This is a genomic window from Synechococcus sp. R6-7, assembly GCF_047461695.1.
Classification (GTDB): Bacteria; Cyanobacteriota; Cyanobacteriia; order Thermostichales; family Thermostichaceae; genus Thermostichus.
Map to the genome: position 1 here is coordinate 1 of NZ_JANSHS010000360.1, position 14,868 is coordinate 14,868.

The 14,868-nt window shown below is 61.0% G+C and carries 13 protein-coding genes; 7 read left to right on the plus strand and 6 right to left on the minus strand.

What is annotated here, in order from left to right; translation table 11 throughout:
* Positions 1 to 171 precede the first annotated feature (171 nt).
* Positions 172 to 924 carry a DUF561 domain-containing protein gene (locus NW815_RS10700; RefSeq protein ID WP_011433343.1) on the minus strand — a complete coding sequence of 251 codons (753 nt, stop codon included), beginning with the start codon at positions 922 to 924 and terminating at the stop codon, positions 172 to 174.
* A gap of 193 nt (positions 925 to 1,117) precedes the next feature.
* Here NW815_RS10700 and speB point away from each other — a divergent pair, with 193 nt between their 5' ends.
* The 5 genes from speB (at position 1,118) to proC (ending at position 5,712) form a co-directional block, all read left to right on the plus strand.
* Positions 1,118 to 2,041: an agmatinase gene (gene speB / locus NW815_RS10705; protein ID WP_414351076.1), complete on the plus strand. Its 924-nt coding sequence runs from the start codon at positions 1,118 to 1,120 to the stop codon at positions 2,039 to 2,041.
* A gap of 72 nt (positions 2,042 to 2,113) precedes the next feature.
* Positions 2,114 to 2,962, plus strand: a complete 849-nt coding sequence (locus NW815_RS10710) for a prohibitin family protein (RefSeq protein ID WP_011433345.1) — start codon at positions 2,114 to 2,116, stop codon at positions 2,960 to 2,962.
* Positions 2,963 to 3,065: 103 nt separating this feature from the next.
* On the plus strand, positions 3,066 to 3,749 hold the full coding sequence (locus NW815_RS10715; RefSeq protein ID WP_414390538.1) for a YggS family pyridoxal phosphate-dependent enzyme: 684 nt from the start codon (positions 3,066 to 3,068) through the stop codon (positions 3,747 to 3,749).
* A gap of 578 nt (positions 3,750 to 4,327) precedes the next feature.
* Positions 4,328 to 4,903 (plus strand): cell division protein SepF, encoded by a 576-nt coding sequence (locus NW815_RS10720; RefSeq protein WP_414351079.1) that lies wholly within the window; start codon positions 4,328 to 4,330, stop codon positions 4,901 to 4,903.
* A gap of 5 nt (positions 4,904 to 4,908) precedes the next feature.
* On the plus strand, positions 4,909 to 5,712 hold the full coding sequence (proC, locus tag NW815_RS10725) for a pyrroline-5-carboxylate reductase (protein WP_011433348.1): 804 nt from the start codon (positions 4,909 to 4,911) through the stop codon (positions 5,710 to 5,712).
* Here proC and NW815_RS10730 read toward each other — a convergent pair.
* On the minus strand, positions 5,709 to 6,926 hold the full coding sequence (locus NW815_RS10730; RefSeq protein WP_414415993.1) for an NAD(P)/FAD-dependent oxidoreductase: 1,218 nt from the start codon (positions 6,924 to 6,926) through the stop codon (positions 5,709 to 5,711). The two genes, proC and NW815_RS10730, sit on opposite strands and share 4 nt — an antisense overlap.
* Positions 6,927 to 7,066: 140 nt before the next feature.
* Entirely contained in the window at positions 7,067 to 7,579 is a 513-nt protein-coding gene (ruvX, locus tag NW815_RS10735; protein ID WP_011433350.1) for a Holliday junction resolvase RuvX, read from the minus strand.
* Positions 7,580 to 7,674: 95 nt separating this feature from the next.
* Between ruvX and ahcY the strand changes: the two genes are divergently transcribed.
* The gene (ahcY, locus tag NW815_RS10740) at positions 7,675 to 8,955 is read left to right on the plus strand and encodes an adenosylhomocysteinase (protein WP_414388962.1); all 1,281 of its coding nucleotides are present in this window, start codon (positions 7,675 to 7,677) and stop codon (positions 8,953 to 8,955) included.
* A gap of 92 nt (positions 8,956 to 9,047) precedes the next feature.
* On the opposite strand, the gene NW815_RS10745 is transcribed toward ahcY, so the two are convergent.
* Positions 9,048 to 10,250, minus strand: coding sequence for an argininosuccinate synthase (locus NW815_RS10745; RefSeq protein ID WP_414388964.1), 1,203 nt, complete (start codon positions 10,248 to 10,250; stop codon positions 9,048 to 9,050).
* A 140-nt stretch (positions 10,251 to 10,390) separates the two neighbouring features.
* Here NW815_RS10745 and NW815_RS10750 point away from each other — a divergent pair, with 140 nt between their 5' ends.
* The gene (locus NW815_RS10750) at positions 10,391 to 12,319 is read left to right on the plus strand and encodes an FAD-dependent oxidoreductase (protein WP_414415994.1); all 1,929 of its coding nucleotides are present in this window, start codon (positions 10,391 to 10,393) and stop codon (positions 12,317 to 12,319) included.
* A gap of 73 nt (positions 12,320 to 12,392) precedes the next feature.
* Here NW815_RS10750 and secF read toward each other — a convergent pair whose 3' ends face one another.
* Together secF and secD are read right to left on the minus strand one after the other, a co-directional pair.
* The gene (secF, locus tag NW815_RS10755) at positions 12,393 to 13,394 is read right to left on the minus strand and encodes a protein translocase subunit SecF (RefSeq protein ID WP_414390117.1); all 1,002 of its coding nucleotides are present in this window, start codon (positions 13,392 to 13,394) and stop codon (positions 12,393 to 12,395) included.
* Complete coding sequence (gene secD / locus NW815_RS10760; protein WP_414331113.1) at positions 13,391 to 14,737, minus strand: protein translocase subunit SecD; 1,347 nt, start codon at positions 14,735 to 14,737, stop codon at positions 13,391 to 13,393. The genes secF and secD overlap by 4 nt, the downstream gene beginning before the upstream one ends.
* Positions 14,738 to 14,868: the final 131 nt, after the last annotated feature.

Here is a 14,868-nt window from a genome sequence, read left to right on the forward strand (position 1 = left end):
TGCGGGCCTCCAGCCCGAAAATTTGGTGAGCAGCAAAACTTCTAGCGGCTGATCTCAACCCTCAGCTGCCCTACTTACCTACTTATTCCCTGCTTGTCCAAGAAAATCTAAAAAAAATGCACCAGCGCACGCTGGCGCAAGAGGGTCAACTTTTACCGGTCAGACATCGGCCTAGACAAGGGCAGGGATCCGAGATCCTCCCAAGGCCTCCACCAATGCCCGCACTTGAGCCACCATGGCCACTTCATCCTGGAGCCGGCTGACAGCTTTGCCCACCCCTACACCTGAAGCGCCGGCAGCAATGGCCAAGCGCACTGTTACCGTCGAGAGGCCGGAAGCGCAGATAACCGGTACCGAGACGACACGGCTAATTTCATAGGCGGCGGCCAGGGTGGGGGCAGCCTTCTCGATCAGGCCCAGGGATCCCCCGTGAACCGGCTCGGCACTGGTGCTGCCCTCGGTTTGGATGAGATCGGCTCCCAGATCCTCCAGTTTCTCGGCCAATTCTGCCTGTTGATTCAGAGGCAGAGTGTGGGGAACGGTTACCGACAAGAGCGTGCGGGGCAGAAGAGAGCGGGTTCGGCGGGTAAGGTCTAGGACTTCCGCTGCGGAGAAGATGCGGCCTGAAGGGTAGAAGCTGTCGTAATTGCCGATCTCGGCCATGTCTGCTCCTGCCTGTACGGCTGCGGCCAACTGCTGCGGCTCCACCGCCGACACACAGATGGGCAGATCGATCTGGGCGCGTACCCGCTGCACCAATTCGGGGCTGGCAGCGATATCCACCCAAGTGGCCCCTCCCTGTTGGGCGGCGCGGGTGATGCTCAGAACCGACTGCAGGTCGAAGTTTTGTAGACCGCTGATGATCTTGAGGGCCCGACGTTGGGCCAGAGCGTCGAAAAGAGCAGCGTGAGAGGCAGTGGTCATAGGCTCGTCAGCTTGTGGAAAGGCAGTCTAAGAGGAGTGAAAACAAATGGCTGCTAAAACTGGGCTTGGGGAAGCCTTTGCTCAGTCTAGAGGGTTTGCCTCAATCCCACAAGGGTCCCTCTTTACCCCATCATCCCAGTCCTTTTGGCTCACCACAATTCTTCAATAGATTCAATAGAATAGGGATCCCTTCTTGCAAGCCATCATGTATCGCTCTCCCTTCCCCTTCCTGGGCCTGCCTGAGCCGGATCCGGAGATGGCCCAAGCAATTCTCCTGCCCGTCCCCTACGAGGCCACCACCTCCTATGGCAAAGGCACCGCCAAAGGCCCTCAGGCGCTGTTGCAGGCTTCTGCCTATGTGGAGATCTACGACGAGGTACGGGATCGCCAGCCGGCTCTCCACCCCGACTTCTCGGAAGAGATCTCCCGCTACTGGACGGCCCCCCCGGTGGAGTTGGAAGGTCTGGGATCTTCCGCCCAGGAGCTGGCTATGGCCGAAATCCAGCGTCGCGCTGCCGAGTGGGTGAGACCGGGGCGGTTCCTGCTTTCCATTGGTGGGGAGCACTCCATCAGCGGGCCCCTGATTGCTGCCCACCTGGCCCATTATCCGGAGCTGCACGTCCTGCAAATCGATGCCCACTGCGACCTGAGAGATAGCTACGAGGGATCCCGCTATTCCCATGCTTCTGCCATGGCCCGCGTGGTGGAGCAAGTGGGCAGCCGCCTCACCCAAGTGGGGATCCGCTCCATCTGCGCCGAAGACCGCCAGACCATTCGCGAGCGCCGTCTGCACACCTTTTTTGCCCACAGCTTGCACACCAAGCCAGCCCAGGAGTGGATCCCAGAGGTGATCGCCACCTTGGGCCCCCAGGTTTACCTGACGGTGGATGTGGATGGGCTGGATCCCGCTGTGGTGCCGGCCACCGGTACCCCTGAACCCGGCGGTTTGGGCTGGTGGGAGACGGTGGAGCTGATCCGGGCGCTAGGACAGCAACGGCAAATTGTCGGCGCCGATGTGGTCGAGCTGTCGGTCACGGGAGAACGGGAAACCGATCGCCGCAGCGCCTTCACGGTCGCCAAACTGGCCTATCAGATCTTGGCTGCGGCCTTGGGTTAAGCTCAAGAAGAGCTTGGCCGGCCATCCCCGGGGCACCTGTTCGAGTTCTTTAGGTTTTTGGGTAACACACCTGTGAAATCGGCCCACCCCCGTCGTCCTGCTTTTGAACTTCCCGCTTTGTCCTGGATTCCCTTGGTGGGTGGGGCATTGCTGCTGATCCTCTTGGCCACCTTGCTGCAGTGCTTGGTGGTGGTGCCTGCCGGCACACGGGCCGTGGTGTTCAACTCCCTGACGGGGCTGAAGCCGCAGCCGCTGGGAGAAGGGCTGCACCTCCTGCTGCCGCTGGTGGAAACGCCTATCTTCTACGACGTGCGCACCCAAACCTACACCATGGCCTCCCAACGCTCCGAAAACCAGGGGGATGATGCGTTGAAAGTGCTCAGCGCCGACGGCCAGCAGATCTCCCTCGATGTCTCGGTGCGCTTTCGCTTGGATCCCGACCAAGTGGCCCACCTGCACCAGACCATTGGCCCTTCCTACGTGGACAAAGTGATTCGCCCAGAGGTGCGGACGGTGGTGCGCAATGAACTGGCTTTGCACCGCGCCATCGCCGTTTTCTCGGAAGAACGCGAGCAGATCCAGGAAAATGTGGAGCGGCAGCTCTCCAGCATTTTTGCTGAGAATGACCTGATCTTGCAAAACGTGCTGCTGCGCAATGTCCGCTTCTCCGACCAATTCCAAACGGCCATCGAGCAAAAGCAAATTGCCGAGCAAGAGAAAGAGCGGGAACGCTTCCTCGTGGAAAAAGCAGAGCTGGAAAAACAACGATTGGTGATCCTGGCAGAAGGAGAAGCCCAAGCCATTCGCCTCCAGGGGGAAGCCCTGAAGCAAAACCCAGAAGTGGTGCAGTTGGACTACGCGCGCAAACTGGCGCCCGGCACCCGCGTGATCATCTCCCGACCGGATCCCTGGCAGCGGTAGCGGACAGCCCGTTGGCTCTGGGTTCTGCAAAAATCTATCCCAGAGCATTGTTGCCAATTGGAACGAGAATGGGGATAGAGATCCCCGGCCTGCTGACCTGACGATGCCCCTTGACGAGCAGCTCATCCACAGCCGCATTCAGGCCATCCGAGCCCAGATCCCAGACTATGTGGAGATCATGGCAGTGAGCAAAGGCTACAGTGCCGACCACATCCGCGCCGCCTATCGGGCTGGGATCCGCCACTTTGGGGAGAGTCGAGTGCAAGAGGCCGCCGTCAAACAAGGGCAACTGCAAGATCTGACCGATATCGTCTGGCACTTGATCGGGCATCTGCAGACCAACAAAGTCAAACCGGCCCTCAAGCAATTTGCCTGGATTGACAGCGTCGATAGCTTGCGCCTGGCCAAGCTGATCAACCAAAAGGCTTGGGAGCTGCACCTCACCCCCAAGCTTTGCCTGCAGGTTAAATTGGCTCCGGATCCCAATAAGTTCGGCTGGCTCATCCCCGATCTGTTGCAGAGCCTCCCCGAACTGAACCAACTGCTGCAGGTGCAAATTGTGGGCCTGATGACCATTTTGCCTTTGGGCTTGAGCTCAGAGGCGGCCCTAGACCTGTTTCGCAAGCTGGCCGAACTGGCCGATTACATCCAGCGCAGCGGCTATGAACATCTGCAGGTGCACACCCTCTCCATGGGCATGTCCGACGATTACCTCCTGGCGGTGGCAGCAGGCTCTAACTTGATCCGGCTGGGGCGCGCTTTGTTTGCCGACGCCGAGCGGAAATAGATGTGGCCTCTGTGAAGCTGTTAAATTGTGATTAAATTTTGTGTAAAGCCGCGAACTCCGGAGTCGCCCTGCGGGGTACCTTCGGGGCGAGAGTTTGGCTTGGCTCGATCAAAAGCGGGGGGATCCCGCCCAGGATTTGCCCTATTGGGGAAATTTTGGGGAAATTTGTAATCATTTGCGTTACTTCCGTTAACGTGGGCTCAATCCAGACGGGGAGCAGAGTTCAATCCTGCCAAACAACGGCTTGGCAAGTGAGATGACATCTTCACTTCTTCTGGGTAAACTCTAGTCGTCGAATCAATGGGGTTTTGTTAACCTACGTTAGCCCCCACCTGCTTCGGCAGCTTCCTGAGCAAACCCTGTCTCAGCCTATTGAAAGACTTTGACCGAGAATAAAAGGACGCCCCCTAGCTTGAGTGAGCCACTCAGGATCCAATCAAGAGCCTGAATCCTACGCTCGCCGTAAACCCATGACCTGTGGTGAGGATGTGCATATGAATGTCAATGGAATCTGGAGCAGGGTAAGAGATTTTGTGGGTCTGAATGATCCCGTGGACGGCCTGGAGGAGTACTCTGAAATGGAAGGGCAGGATGATTACCAACTGCTCTACGAGGGACGCCGTTCCCAACCGGCTGCTCCCCCCGAAGAGGAGGAAGTGAGTACCCTTCCGCGAGGGCGGCGGCAACGGGGAGTGGAAGCGGGGGAGGGCTCTGCCGGTCGAGAAGAGTCGCGGGGCCATCGGCGCAGTCAGCATCGGGATCGCTCAGCAGGGGGCAGTATGGGGAGCAACGTGATTGGATTACCGGGCGTAAACCCACCCACCAGTGAAGTGGTGGTGATGGAGCCGCGCAGCTTCGATGAGATGGCTCAGGTTATCCAGTACCTACGGGAGCGCAAGACGGTGATCCTGAACTTGACCCTAATGGATCCCGCTGAGGCGCAGCGCTCTGTGGATTTCGTTGCCGGCGGCACCTACGCCATCGATGGCCACCAAGAGCGCATTGGCGAAAACATTTTTTTGTTCACCCCCAGCACGGTGATGGTTTCCACCCCCAGTAGCCAAGTGGTGCAGCCGCTGCAGCGCCCTTTGCAAAGCCCTACCCCCCTCTGGCCCAGCACCTATGAGCATCTGCAGGCAGTAGGTCAGCACTAGTTGCTATGGAGCGGCCACTGCTAAGTGTTATCGGGGGTGGAGCCATGGGATCCGCCCTGCTGCGGCGTTGGGTAGCTGTGGGAGTTTATCCCGCAGCGCAGGTGGCCTTGCGGGAGCCCGATCTGGACAAGGCTGTGGCCCTGCAGCAGGAGCTGGGTATCCGATTGTTGGCGGATCCATCCCAGGCGGGAGAGTCTGAGATTCTGTTTCTGGCCGTTAAACCGCAGCTCTTCCCGACAGTGGTGGCTGAGATGGGCCGGCTGTCCGCCACAGAGCTGGTGATCTCGATTATGGCCGGGATCCCCTTGCAGCAGTTGCAGCAGGCTTTTCCCAAACAAAAGGTGGTGCGCACGATGCCCAACACGCCGGCGCTGGTGGGGGCGGGCATAACGGCCATCAGCTACGGGCCAGGGGTGACGCCTATGCAGGTGGAGCAGGTGGAGAAGCTGTTTCGCGCGGTGGGCGAGGTGGTGACGGTGGCCGAAAGCCAGATGGATGCGGTGACGGCACTTTCGGGTTCCGGGCCGGGGTATCTGGCGGTGATTCTGGAAGGGCTGATCGACGGAGGGGTACAGGTGGGGCTGCCGCGTCCCATTGCTACCCAGTTGGCCCTGCAGACCTTGGCGGGTACTGCTGCCCTCTTGCAGCAAGAAAATCTGCACCCTGCCGTTCTCAAAGACCGGGTCACCAGTCCAGGGGGGACGACCATTGCCGGGATCCAAGCCTTGGAGCAGGCGGGGGTGCGGGGAGCCCTGATGCAGGCAGTGCGAGCGGCCTACGAGCGCTCTTGCCAGTTACAGGGATCCTAGCGGGCCAGCAGCCCTTGCCAGAGGGGGCGGGTGATCCAATTCCACCCCACCTTGAGCTGGTGTTCCAGTGTGGGCAGGCGCACCAAATAGGCAGTTCGCCGCGCCAAATAGCCCAGGGGGCCGGTCAGTGTGAGGCCGCCAAGGGCAGAAAGCACCGCCGTATCCACCCCCAGGCTGAGCATTTCCCCCAGAGAAAAGTAGCGAAAGGGCAAGAGAGGCCGCTCGCGGGTGAGCAAAGCCCACAGGTTCCAGGCGCAATAACCGGCCTGTTGAAAAGCCGCTTGGGCTGTGGCCGGCACCGGCTTGCCCTCCGCATCCACCACCGCTGCTGCATCTCCCAAGGCAAAGATCTCTGGGAAGGTGGGGGTTTGTAGGGTGGACAAAACCTGTAGCCGTCCCCGCTCCGTTTTGGGCAGATCCAAATTGGCAATCACCGCTGCCGGTCGGGTTCCGACAGTCCACAGCACAGCATCCACAAGATCTGTGGCGATCTCCTGGCTCTCCAGTCGCTGGAGCTGCAGATGGAAGGGAGGGGCGCCGTTCTCGCCAAGGGCCTCGATGCCCAAGACCTTGGTTTGCAACTCCACCTGCACCCGCCGTTGGGCCAGCGCCTCTTGGGCCGCCTCCCGGCTGGAGAGAGCAAAGCCGGACAAGATTTGGGATCCCAACTCGATGAGGCGGATCCGTCCCCGCCAGCCCAGCCGATCCGCCAATTTGCAGGCCAATTCCACGCCACTAGCCCCTGCTCCTGCAATGGCCAGAGCCACAGGCTGAGCCGGATCCCGGTCTTCCAACGCCTTCAGGTGGGCGCGCAGCCGCTGAGCATCTGCCAGGGTGCGAAAGGGAAAAGCAAACTCCGCCGCTCCCGGAACGCTCTCCAGAGGGGTTTCTCCCCCCAGCGCCAGCACCAGCGCGTCGTACTCCAAGCTTTGCCCATCTTCCAGCTCCACGCGGCGGGCTTGAGGGTCAATGGCCTGGACAGATCCGCGGCGAAACTGCACCGATCCCGGGGGCAGCAGATCTTGGAAACGGGGGGCCACCTCCCAGTCTTCCATTTCTCCGGTGAGCAGCTCATAAAGCAGGGGGGCAAAGACGAACCGCTCCTGCCGATCGACCAAGGTGATCTGGGGTGGTTCTGGCCAGGGTTGCCGGCTCAGTTCCAAAGCTGTGTACAACCCGCCAAAGCCGCCCCCAAGGATGCAAATGCGATTCATGCTCGGATGGTTCACGTGACGTTATCAGACGTTATCAAAGTTGCGCGAAAGGCCCCGACTTAACAATCACACCCTGCTGATGCAGAAGGGGCAACGAGGGATGGCCCACCTTGGGCTTGAATTGATTTAAACTTTCCCGGCTAGACTTCTCCAGCGTAGTCTTTGTTGCCCCAGCTTTGCCAAGCCGGCACTTCTGACAGGGAAGCCCGTCGCTCGTCCAGCCAAGTTTGGAGAATTACCGCCGCCGACTGCTGATCGATTAAGCCCTTCTGGGCTTTGGCCGGGATCCCCGCCTCGCGCAGATCCCACTCCGCCTGCGCGGTGCTCAGGTATTCATTGACGGTAACAATGGGAAGATCCACGGCCACCTGCAAAGCGCGCACGAACCGCTGGACTTTGCGGGCCTGGGATCCCACCGACCCATCCGCCAGAAGGGGGATCCCCACCACCACCACGGTGGCCTGGCGGCGGCGGATCCACTCCTGCACTTGGGCAATATCCTCTGAGAGGGAACGGCGCTGGATCACCCCCAGGCCAGTAGCCAGCAGCCCCAGCCGGTCGGAGCCGGCCACGCCAATGCGGCGGTTGCCTACATCCAGCCCCAGCGCTGAAAGGGGATCCCTTGTGGCAGAATAGTTCAGGCTTATCGACATCCTTGCTGAATCTTTATGGCTGCCTGGCCCCCTTTGGGGCTTGCAGTTTCCGTTCCCCTATCCTCTCTCGATGACCCTGTTTGGAGCAACACTCGATGACCAGCGCTACCCTGTCTCTCCCGAAGCATGAAGTGAAAGATCTGAACCTCGCCCCCCTGGGCAAGCAACGGATCCAGTGGGCGGCGCGGGAGATGCCGGTGCTGGCCCAGATCCGGGAGCGCTTTGCTCAAGAAAAGCCCTTTGCCGGGCTGCGCTTGGTGGCCTGCTGCCACATTACGACCGAAACGGCCAACCTGGCCCTGGCTCTACAAGCAGGGGGGGCGGATAGCGTTCTCATTGCCAGCAATCCCCTTTCCACCCAAGACGATGTGGCCGCCAGCCTGGTGGCGGACCATGGCATTTCGGTGTTTGCCCTCAAAGGAGAAGATGTGGCCACCTACCGCCGCCATGTCCAGATTGCCCTAGATCACCGCCCCAACCTGATTATCGACGATGGCGGAGATGTGACGGCGGAGCTGGTGCAGCACCGTCAGGAGCAACTGTCGGAGCTCATCGGCACCACGGAAGAGACCACCACTGGCCTGGTGCGCCTTAGGGCCATGCTCAAGGCGGGGGTGCTCAGCTTCCCGGTGATGACCGTCAACGACGCCGAGACCAAACACCTGTTCGACAACCGCTACGGCACCGGCCAATCCACCCTGGACGGGATCCTGCGCTGTACCAACATCCTTCTGGCCGGGAAGACGGTGGTGGTGGCTGGCTACGGCTGGTGCGCCAAGGGAGTGGCCATGCGGGCCCGCGGCATGGGATCCCAGGTGATTGTCACGGAAGTCAACCCGGTGCGGGCTCTGGAGGCGGTGATGGACGGCTTCCGGGTGATGCCGATGGAAGAAGCCGCTGCTCTGGGGGACATCTTCATCACCGTCACCGGCAACAAGCACGTGATTCGCGGCGAGCACTTCGACCGCATGAAGGATGGGGCGATGGTCTGCAACGCCGGCCACTTTGACATTGAAATCGACCTGGTGGCGCTGCAGGAGCGGGCCGTCTCCCGACAGACGGTGCGCCCCCTTGTGGAAGAATACCGTCTGCAGTCGGGCAAGTCAGTGGTGGTGCTGGGGGAAGGCCGCCTGATTAACCTGGCTGCTGCCGAAGGGCACCCCGCCAGCGTCATGGACATGAGCTTTGCCAACCAGGCCCTGGCCTGCGAATACCTGGTGAAAAACCGGGGCCGCTTGGCCCCAGGGCTTCACCCCATTCCTCTCGAGGTGGACGAGGCCATTGCCCGCCTCAAGCTCAAAGCCATGGGGATCCAAATCGACAGCCTCACCCCCGAGCAGATCGAGTACGGCAACACCTGGACTGCCGGGACTTAAGTGGGTTTTGGGAATTCAATCGGGAGCTGAGTCTGGGATCCCAAGCAGCAGGGCTAGCGTGCTCCCCCCAACCTCGAGCCAGGAGGGGATTCCTAGATTCTGTGAACCTGCGACCAAACGCGGGTGGGCAGACCCCAGACGTAGATGAAGCCTTCTGCCGCTTTGTGGTCGAACTGGTCTCCTTCCCCGTAGGTGGCCAGCTCTGGGTTGTAAAGAGAGTAGGGAGAGCGACGGCCCACACAGACCGCCTGGCCCTTGTGCAACCGCAGCCGCACGACACCGGTGACGCTTTTCTGGGTGGCGCGGATAAAGGCGTCCAGAGCCTCCCGCAGCGGCGAGTACCAAAGGCCGTTGTAGATCAACTGGCTGTAGGTGGTCTCGATGCCGTACTTGTAATGGATGACATCGCGGGTGAGGGTGAGGCTTTCCAGCTCGCGGTGGGCTTGGATCAAGACCATTAGAGCAGGGCACTCGTAGATCTCCCGCGACTTGATCCCCACCAGGCGGTTTTCAATCATGTCGATGCGGCCCACCCCATGCAGGCCAGCTAAGGAGTTGAGCTGCTCGAAGAGGGCTTTGGGGCCAAGGCGCTGCCCATCCAGCCCGACAGGGATCCCTTGCTCGAACTCAATCTCCACGTAGGCGGGCTCGTCGGGTGTCTGGGAAATAGGCCGGGTGAGGGCATACACTTCCTCCGGCGGCTCCCGGTCGGCATCTTCTAGGATGCCGGCTTCAGCGCTGCGGCCCAAAATGTTGAGGTCGATGCTGTAGGGGCTGGACTTCTGCACGGGCATGGGGATCCCGTAGCGCTCCCCATAGGCAATGGTCTCCTCGCGGGTCATCCCCCATTCGCGGGCGGGGGCCAAAACCTTGAGCTTGGGGTTCAAAGCAGCAATGGCCAGATCAAAGCGCACCTGGTCGTTGCCTTTGCCGGTGCAGCCGTGGGCCACCGCATCGGCGCCCACCTCTTCCGCCACTTCCACCAGCAGCTTGGCAATCAGGGGTCGGGCCAGGGCCGTGGAAAGGGGGTAGCGCTGCTCGTAGAGGGCGTTGGCCTGGATGGCCGGGAAGGCATAGTCGGTAATGAGGGCCTGGACAGCCTCCCGCACCAGAGATTGCTCTGCCCCCGCCCTGAGGGCTTTGGCCTGAATGGCCTCCAGCTCCGCCCCCTGCCCCAAGTCGACTGCCAGGGCCACCACCGATTCCACCCCCCACTCGTGCTTGAGATAGGGAATGCAGACGGAAGTATCCACCCCGCCTGAATAGGCCAATACCACCTTCTTTGCCCGTCCCATGGGATCCCGCCGTTGCCGTTAAAAAGTTGCTAGCCCATTATGCCCTGTGGCAGGGATCCTGGCTGGCCTCAATGTCGGTTTCCTCAGCTATTCTCAAGGGGATTTCTCCTGCCGGGGAAAGGCCGGGGGTGTGAGTGAGCATGGCTGGCAAAAAGACGGCTGCGGCGTGCCGGGGATCTGAGCCCAAGCGAACTGTGGGGCTGGGGATCCTGTCGCTGCTGAGCTTTGTGGCCGGGATGGGGTTTGCCGCCCTCTCCCAGCCAGAGGTGGGATCCCCTGTTGCCGTCTCCGAGCCGGAGGTGCCCCGTTTTACCGCCCACGGTTGGCCCTTGTTGGATCCCTTGCCGCAGCCGGACGAGATTTGGGAGTGCGAGCTGGTGGTGGTGGGCGGATCCCTGGGAGGGGTGGCAGCGGCAGGCCATGCCATGCGAGGGGGGGTGCAGACCTGTCTCATCGAGCTCACCCCTTGGCTGGGGGGTCAGATTACCTCCCAGGGGGTATCGGCCATTGATGAATCGCTGCCGATGCGGCAGCGGGGCAATTTTTCCCGCCACTGGCTGGAGTTCAAGGCCTTGATCGAAAGCCAGCCGGTGCATCTGCCGGCCTGGACAGGGATCCCGCCGGGAACCCGCGTATCCGAGATCAACAGTTGCTGGGTGGGAGGGCTGTGTTTTCCGCCTCAGGCGGGGCTGCAGGCGGTGGAAACCTGGCTGCAACAGGCAGCCCAAAATGCCCCCAACAGCCGCTGGGCTACCCAAACGGCTTTTAAGGGGGCCACCTTCAGCGCCGATGGATCCCAGATTGAAAGCATTTACGCTGTGCAGCGGCAGCCGCGGGATCCCGATTTTGTGCCACCGGGACGGCTGTGGCGGGAGCTGGTGAGCTGGTACAGTTGGCAGGAGACGGAAGTTTTTGCCAAACGGGTGTTGAGGCTGCAGGCACCACCGGGCCGCAACCTGTTTGTTATCGATGCCACCGATACCGGCGAGCTGGTGGGCTGGGCCGGGATCCCCTATCGGCTGGGTTCGGAAGGGCGAGACGTGACCGGAGAGCCCAATGCCGCCCCCGCCAGCAACCCGGAGTGTACTCAAGCCTTTACCTTTCCCTTCGTGCTGGCCATCCACGACGATGGCGGTCGCTCCCGCGCCGAGCTGGTCCAGCTGCAGCCGGGCTATTCCCGCGCCGAACACCGCCGCGAGTTCGACATGGAGGGTTTCCCCACCTTCAGCGGCCAGAGCTTTTTCAATTACCGCCGCATCGTCAGCAAGGGCCGCCGGGATCCCTTCTACAGCACGCCTGTTCCAGGCGACCTGACGCTGGTGAACTGGAACCGCGGCAACGACTGGGGGATCATGAACCCGCCCCTGATCCTGACGGAAGAGCGGCTGGTGGCCTCGGGGCAGCGCCACAACTGGCTGGGGGGCCTGGATGTCTCGGCCATCAAAGATGGAGAAAACCACGCCCTGCTGTTTGCCGAGTGGCTGATGGAAACTCAATCCCGCTCTGGCTATCCCCTCTCCTTGGTGTTTGCCGAAGAGTCCTTGCTGGGCACCCGCTCTGGCCTTAGCCTCTACCCCTACATCCGGGAAGGTCGACGCATTCTGGGGCGATCTGCCTACGGCCAAGCGGAGTTCCTGATGTTGGAGCAGGATATTCGCGTCGGCACCGCCGGGGGGCGGGACTTCAGACCTACCGTGGTGGGGGTTACCCACTACGCCATCGATATCCACGGCTGTCGCTACCGCAACTGGGAGCCCTCTCTTTCGGCCAGCTCCGCGCCAGTCAACGAGTTTTCCGTCCGTCCCATTCTCATTCCCTTGGAAGCCCTGATCCCGCAGAAGGTGGATAACCTGCTCATCGGCGGCAAAGGGATCGCCGTCAGCCACATTGTCAACGCCGCCACCCGCGTGCATTACGGTGAATGGACCATCGGCTCGGCAGCAGGCCTGACCGTGGCTTGGCTGCGCAGTCAAGCTCCCGGCCTGATCCCAGCTCAGATCGTACCGCAAGGCAAAATAGCCGATTTACAGCGCTACCTGATCTCCCATGGGCAAAGACTGCAATGGTGAACCCAGAGGACACCGTCTCAGCGCGAACGACAGATCCCCACCCAATCGACCCAATTTTTCCGGCATCGAGACCCTAGCCCTCAGAGGGAAGGGAATCGGGATCCCTGCCTGCGCGGGCATCTTCGCTACTTTTGCCATAGCGCTGCTGCCGCCACCACACCAACAGGGGGCTGGCGATAAAAATGCTGGAATACACCCCCAAAGTAAAGCCAATGAGCAGGGCAATGGCAAACCCCTTCAAGGTAGCTCCCCCGAAAATGGCGATGGCAACTAGGGGCAGCATCGTCGTCAGGGTGGTGTTCAGGGAGCGGGCAAAGGTCTGGTTCAGAGATAGGTTTACCACCTCGGCCAGGCTGACCTTGCGGCTCACCAGACGCAGATTCTCGCGGATGCGGTCGTAGATGACCACGGTGTCGTTGACGGAAAAGCCGATGATGGTCAGCAGCGCCACCACAAACAGGCTGTCCGCCTCCATACCCACCGTCAGGCCCAAAAGGGCAAATAGCCCTATCGTCAACACTACATCGTGCAGCAGCGCCACAATGGCAAACACCGCGTAATCCCACTGGAAGCGCAGGGCCAGGTACAGCACGATGAGCCCGAAAGAGATGAGCACGGCCACGATGCCGGAACGCAAGAGCAAACGCCCCACCGTCGGGCCTACTGTCTCCACCAGGTTGCGCTCGAAGGGAGCAATCTCCTGCCGCAGGGTGGCTTCCACGGCCAGCCGCTCTTGCTCAGTCAAGGGGGGCATGCGGATCAGGGCTTCCTGCCCCGTTTGGGTGTCCAGCTGGATGATGCTGGTGCCCAGGTTGTGTTCCTGCAGCGCCCGTCGCAGCTCCTCGGTGGTGACAGGCCGCTCAAAGCTCAGATCCAGCAAGGTGCCGCCGGAAAAATCCAACCCCAGCCGCAGGGGAGTTCCCAGAGAAGCCAGGGAAAAGGCCATGCTGACCAGCCCCACCAGCAGCACCGCCAAGGAGAAGCCAAACCACAGCTTGCTCCGTCCAACAATGTCGAAGCGATAGTCGAGCAACCGAGAGGCGGGATCTACGGGGGATAGCTCTTGAGCCGTCATGATTGGGCCGCCTCCATCCGAACGCCGTAAAACTCAGGTTTGCGCAAGCTGGGGATCCCCATTGCCGCCAAGAGCAGGCTACGGGTGCAGGTGATGGCCGTAAAGAAGCTCACCAGAATGCCAATGCCCAGGGTTACCGCAAACCCTTTCACCAGTCCCATCCCCAGCCAGAAAAGCACGCCACAGACCAAAAGGGTGGTCACATTGCTGTCCAGGATGCTGCTGAAGGCGCGGTTAAACCCTTCCGAAATGGACTTGTAGATGGATTTGCCGGCCCGCAACTCTTCTTTGATGCGCTCGAAGATCAGCACATTGGCATCCACCGCCATGCCGATGCTGAGGATAAAGCCGGCGATCCCCGGCAGAGTCATGGTTACCCCCAGCAGTTGGAAGAGAGCAAAGGTACAGAGGGCGTAGATGAGCAGAGCGATGTCCGCAATCAGCCCTGGCAGGCGATAGTAGGCCACCATAAAGAGGAAAACCAGCACCAGGCCCCCGATCCCGGCATAGAGGCTGCGGCGCACGCTCACTTCCCCCAAAGTGGCCCCGACAGTGCGATTTTCAATCACCTGAATGGGAACCGGCAGCGCTCCTGCCCTGAGCTTGACCGCCAAGTCAGTGGCGGTTTCCACCGTAAAATTGCCCGTGATCACCGCCGTCCCGCCGGTGATGCCGGTGCGGGCAAACTCCGGCCCCACGATCGGGGCACTGATCAACACGTCGTCCAGAAAAATGCCCAATGGACGTTCTGTTCCGGCCAGATCTCGGGTGAGCTGAGTAAATTTTTCTGCCCCCTCCGGCTTGAACTCCAGCAGCACCTCCCAACTCTGGGATCCGCGGCGAGGGGCTTGGGGATAGGCATTGCGCAGCAGATCCCCGGTGAGGCCGACCCGCTCAAACAGAGTATCCGGATCCTCCCCCGCTGTTATCTCTCCCCGCTCGTTGCGGGGCAGCGCGCCGACGGGAACCAAGCCCTTGCGAAACTCCAGTTGGGCTGTATCTCCAAGGAGAGCAATGGCCCGATCCGGATCCGCCACCCCCGGCAACTGCACGAACAGGCGGTCTTGGCCGCTGATCTGCACCAGAGGCTCAGCCACCCCCAGCCCGTTGATCCGCTGCTGGATGACGGCCTCTACCCCCTGCATCACTTCGGGGGTGATTTCAGGCACCTCCTCGGTGGGCACAGCTTGTAGCGTGAGCTGGGTTCCTCCCTTGAGGTCAAGGCCAAGGCGAACCTCCCGGCTGAAGCCCAGGTAAACGAGGGCAACCACCACGGCCAAGATGAAGATCAGCCCTCGCAAAAAGGAGAGCCGACTGAGCCACGACGCTGAGGATCTAGCCATACTGCTGAGAAGGTGAGGAACACGGTCGCACTCGATCTGAGGCTCTTAGGATTTTGGCACCTTGTAAACTACCCGACCCTACACCGCCTTAGCAGTGTAGCGCGGGCTTTCAGTAGCCCTGAGCCTGTTAT

What these genes read in the sequence shown, in the direction of transcription:
- secD (WP_414331113.1), bottom strand. Translation starts at nt 14,737, where the DNA reads ATGGCTAGATCCTCAGCGTCGTGGCTCAGTCGGCTCTCCTTTTTGCGA.
- proC (WP_011433348.1), top strand. Translation starts at nt 4,909, where the DNA reads ATGGAGCGGCCACTGCTAAGTGTTATCGGGGGTGGAGCCATGGGATCC.
- NW815_RS10745 (WP_414388964.1), bottom strand. Translation starts at nt 10,250, where the DNA reads ATGGGACGGGCAAAGAAGGTGGTATTGGCCTATTCAGGCGGGGTGGAT.
- secF (WP_414390117.1), bottom strand. Translation starts at nt 13,394, where the DNA reads ATGACGGCTCAAGAGCTATCCCCCGTAGATCCCGCCTCTCGGTTGCTC.
- ahcY (WP_414388962.1), top strand. Translation starts at nt 7,675, where the DNA reads ATGACCAGCGCTACCCTGTCTCTCCCGAAGCATGAAGTGAAAGATCTG.
- NW815_RS10720 (WP_414351079.1), top strand. Translation starts at nt 4,328, where the DNA reads ATGGAAGGGCAGGATGATTACCAACTGCTCTACGAGGGACGCCGTTCC.
- ruvX (WP_011433350.1), bottom strand. Translation starts at nt 7,579, where the DNA reads ATGTCGATAAGCCTGAACTATTCTGCCACAAGGGATCCCCTTTCAGCG.
- NW815_RS10730 (WP_414415993.1), bottom strand. Translation starts at nt 6,926, where the DNA reads ATGAATCGCATTTGCATCCTTGGGGGCGGCTTTGGCGGGTTGTACACA.
- NW815_RS10715 (WP_414390538.1), top strand. Translation starts at nt 3,066, where the DNA reads ATGCCCCTTGACGAGCAGCTCATCCACAGCCGCATTCAGGCCATCCGA.
- NW815_RS10700 (WP_011433343.1), bottom strand. Translation starts at nt 924, where the DNA reads ATGACCACTGCCTCTCACGCTGCTCTTTTCGACGCTCTGGCCCAACGT.
- NW815_RS10750 (WP_414415994.1), top strand. Translation starts at nt 10,391, where the DNA reads ATGGCTGGCAAAAAGACGGCTGCGGCGTGCCGGGGATCTGAGCCCAAG.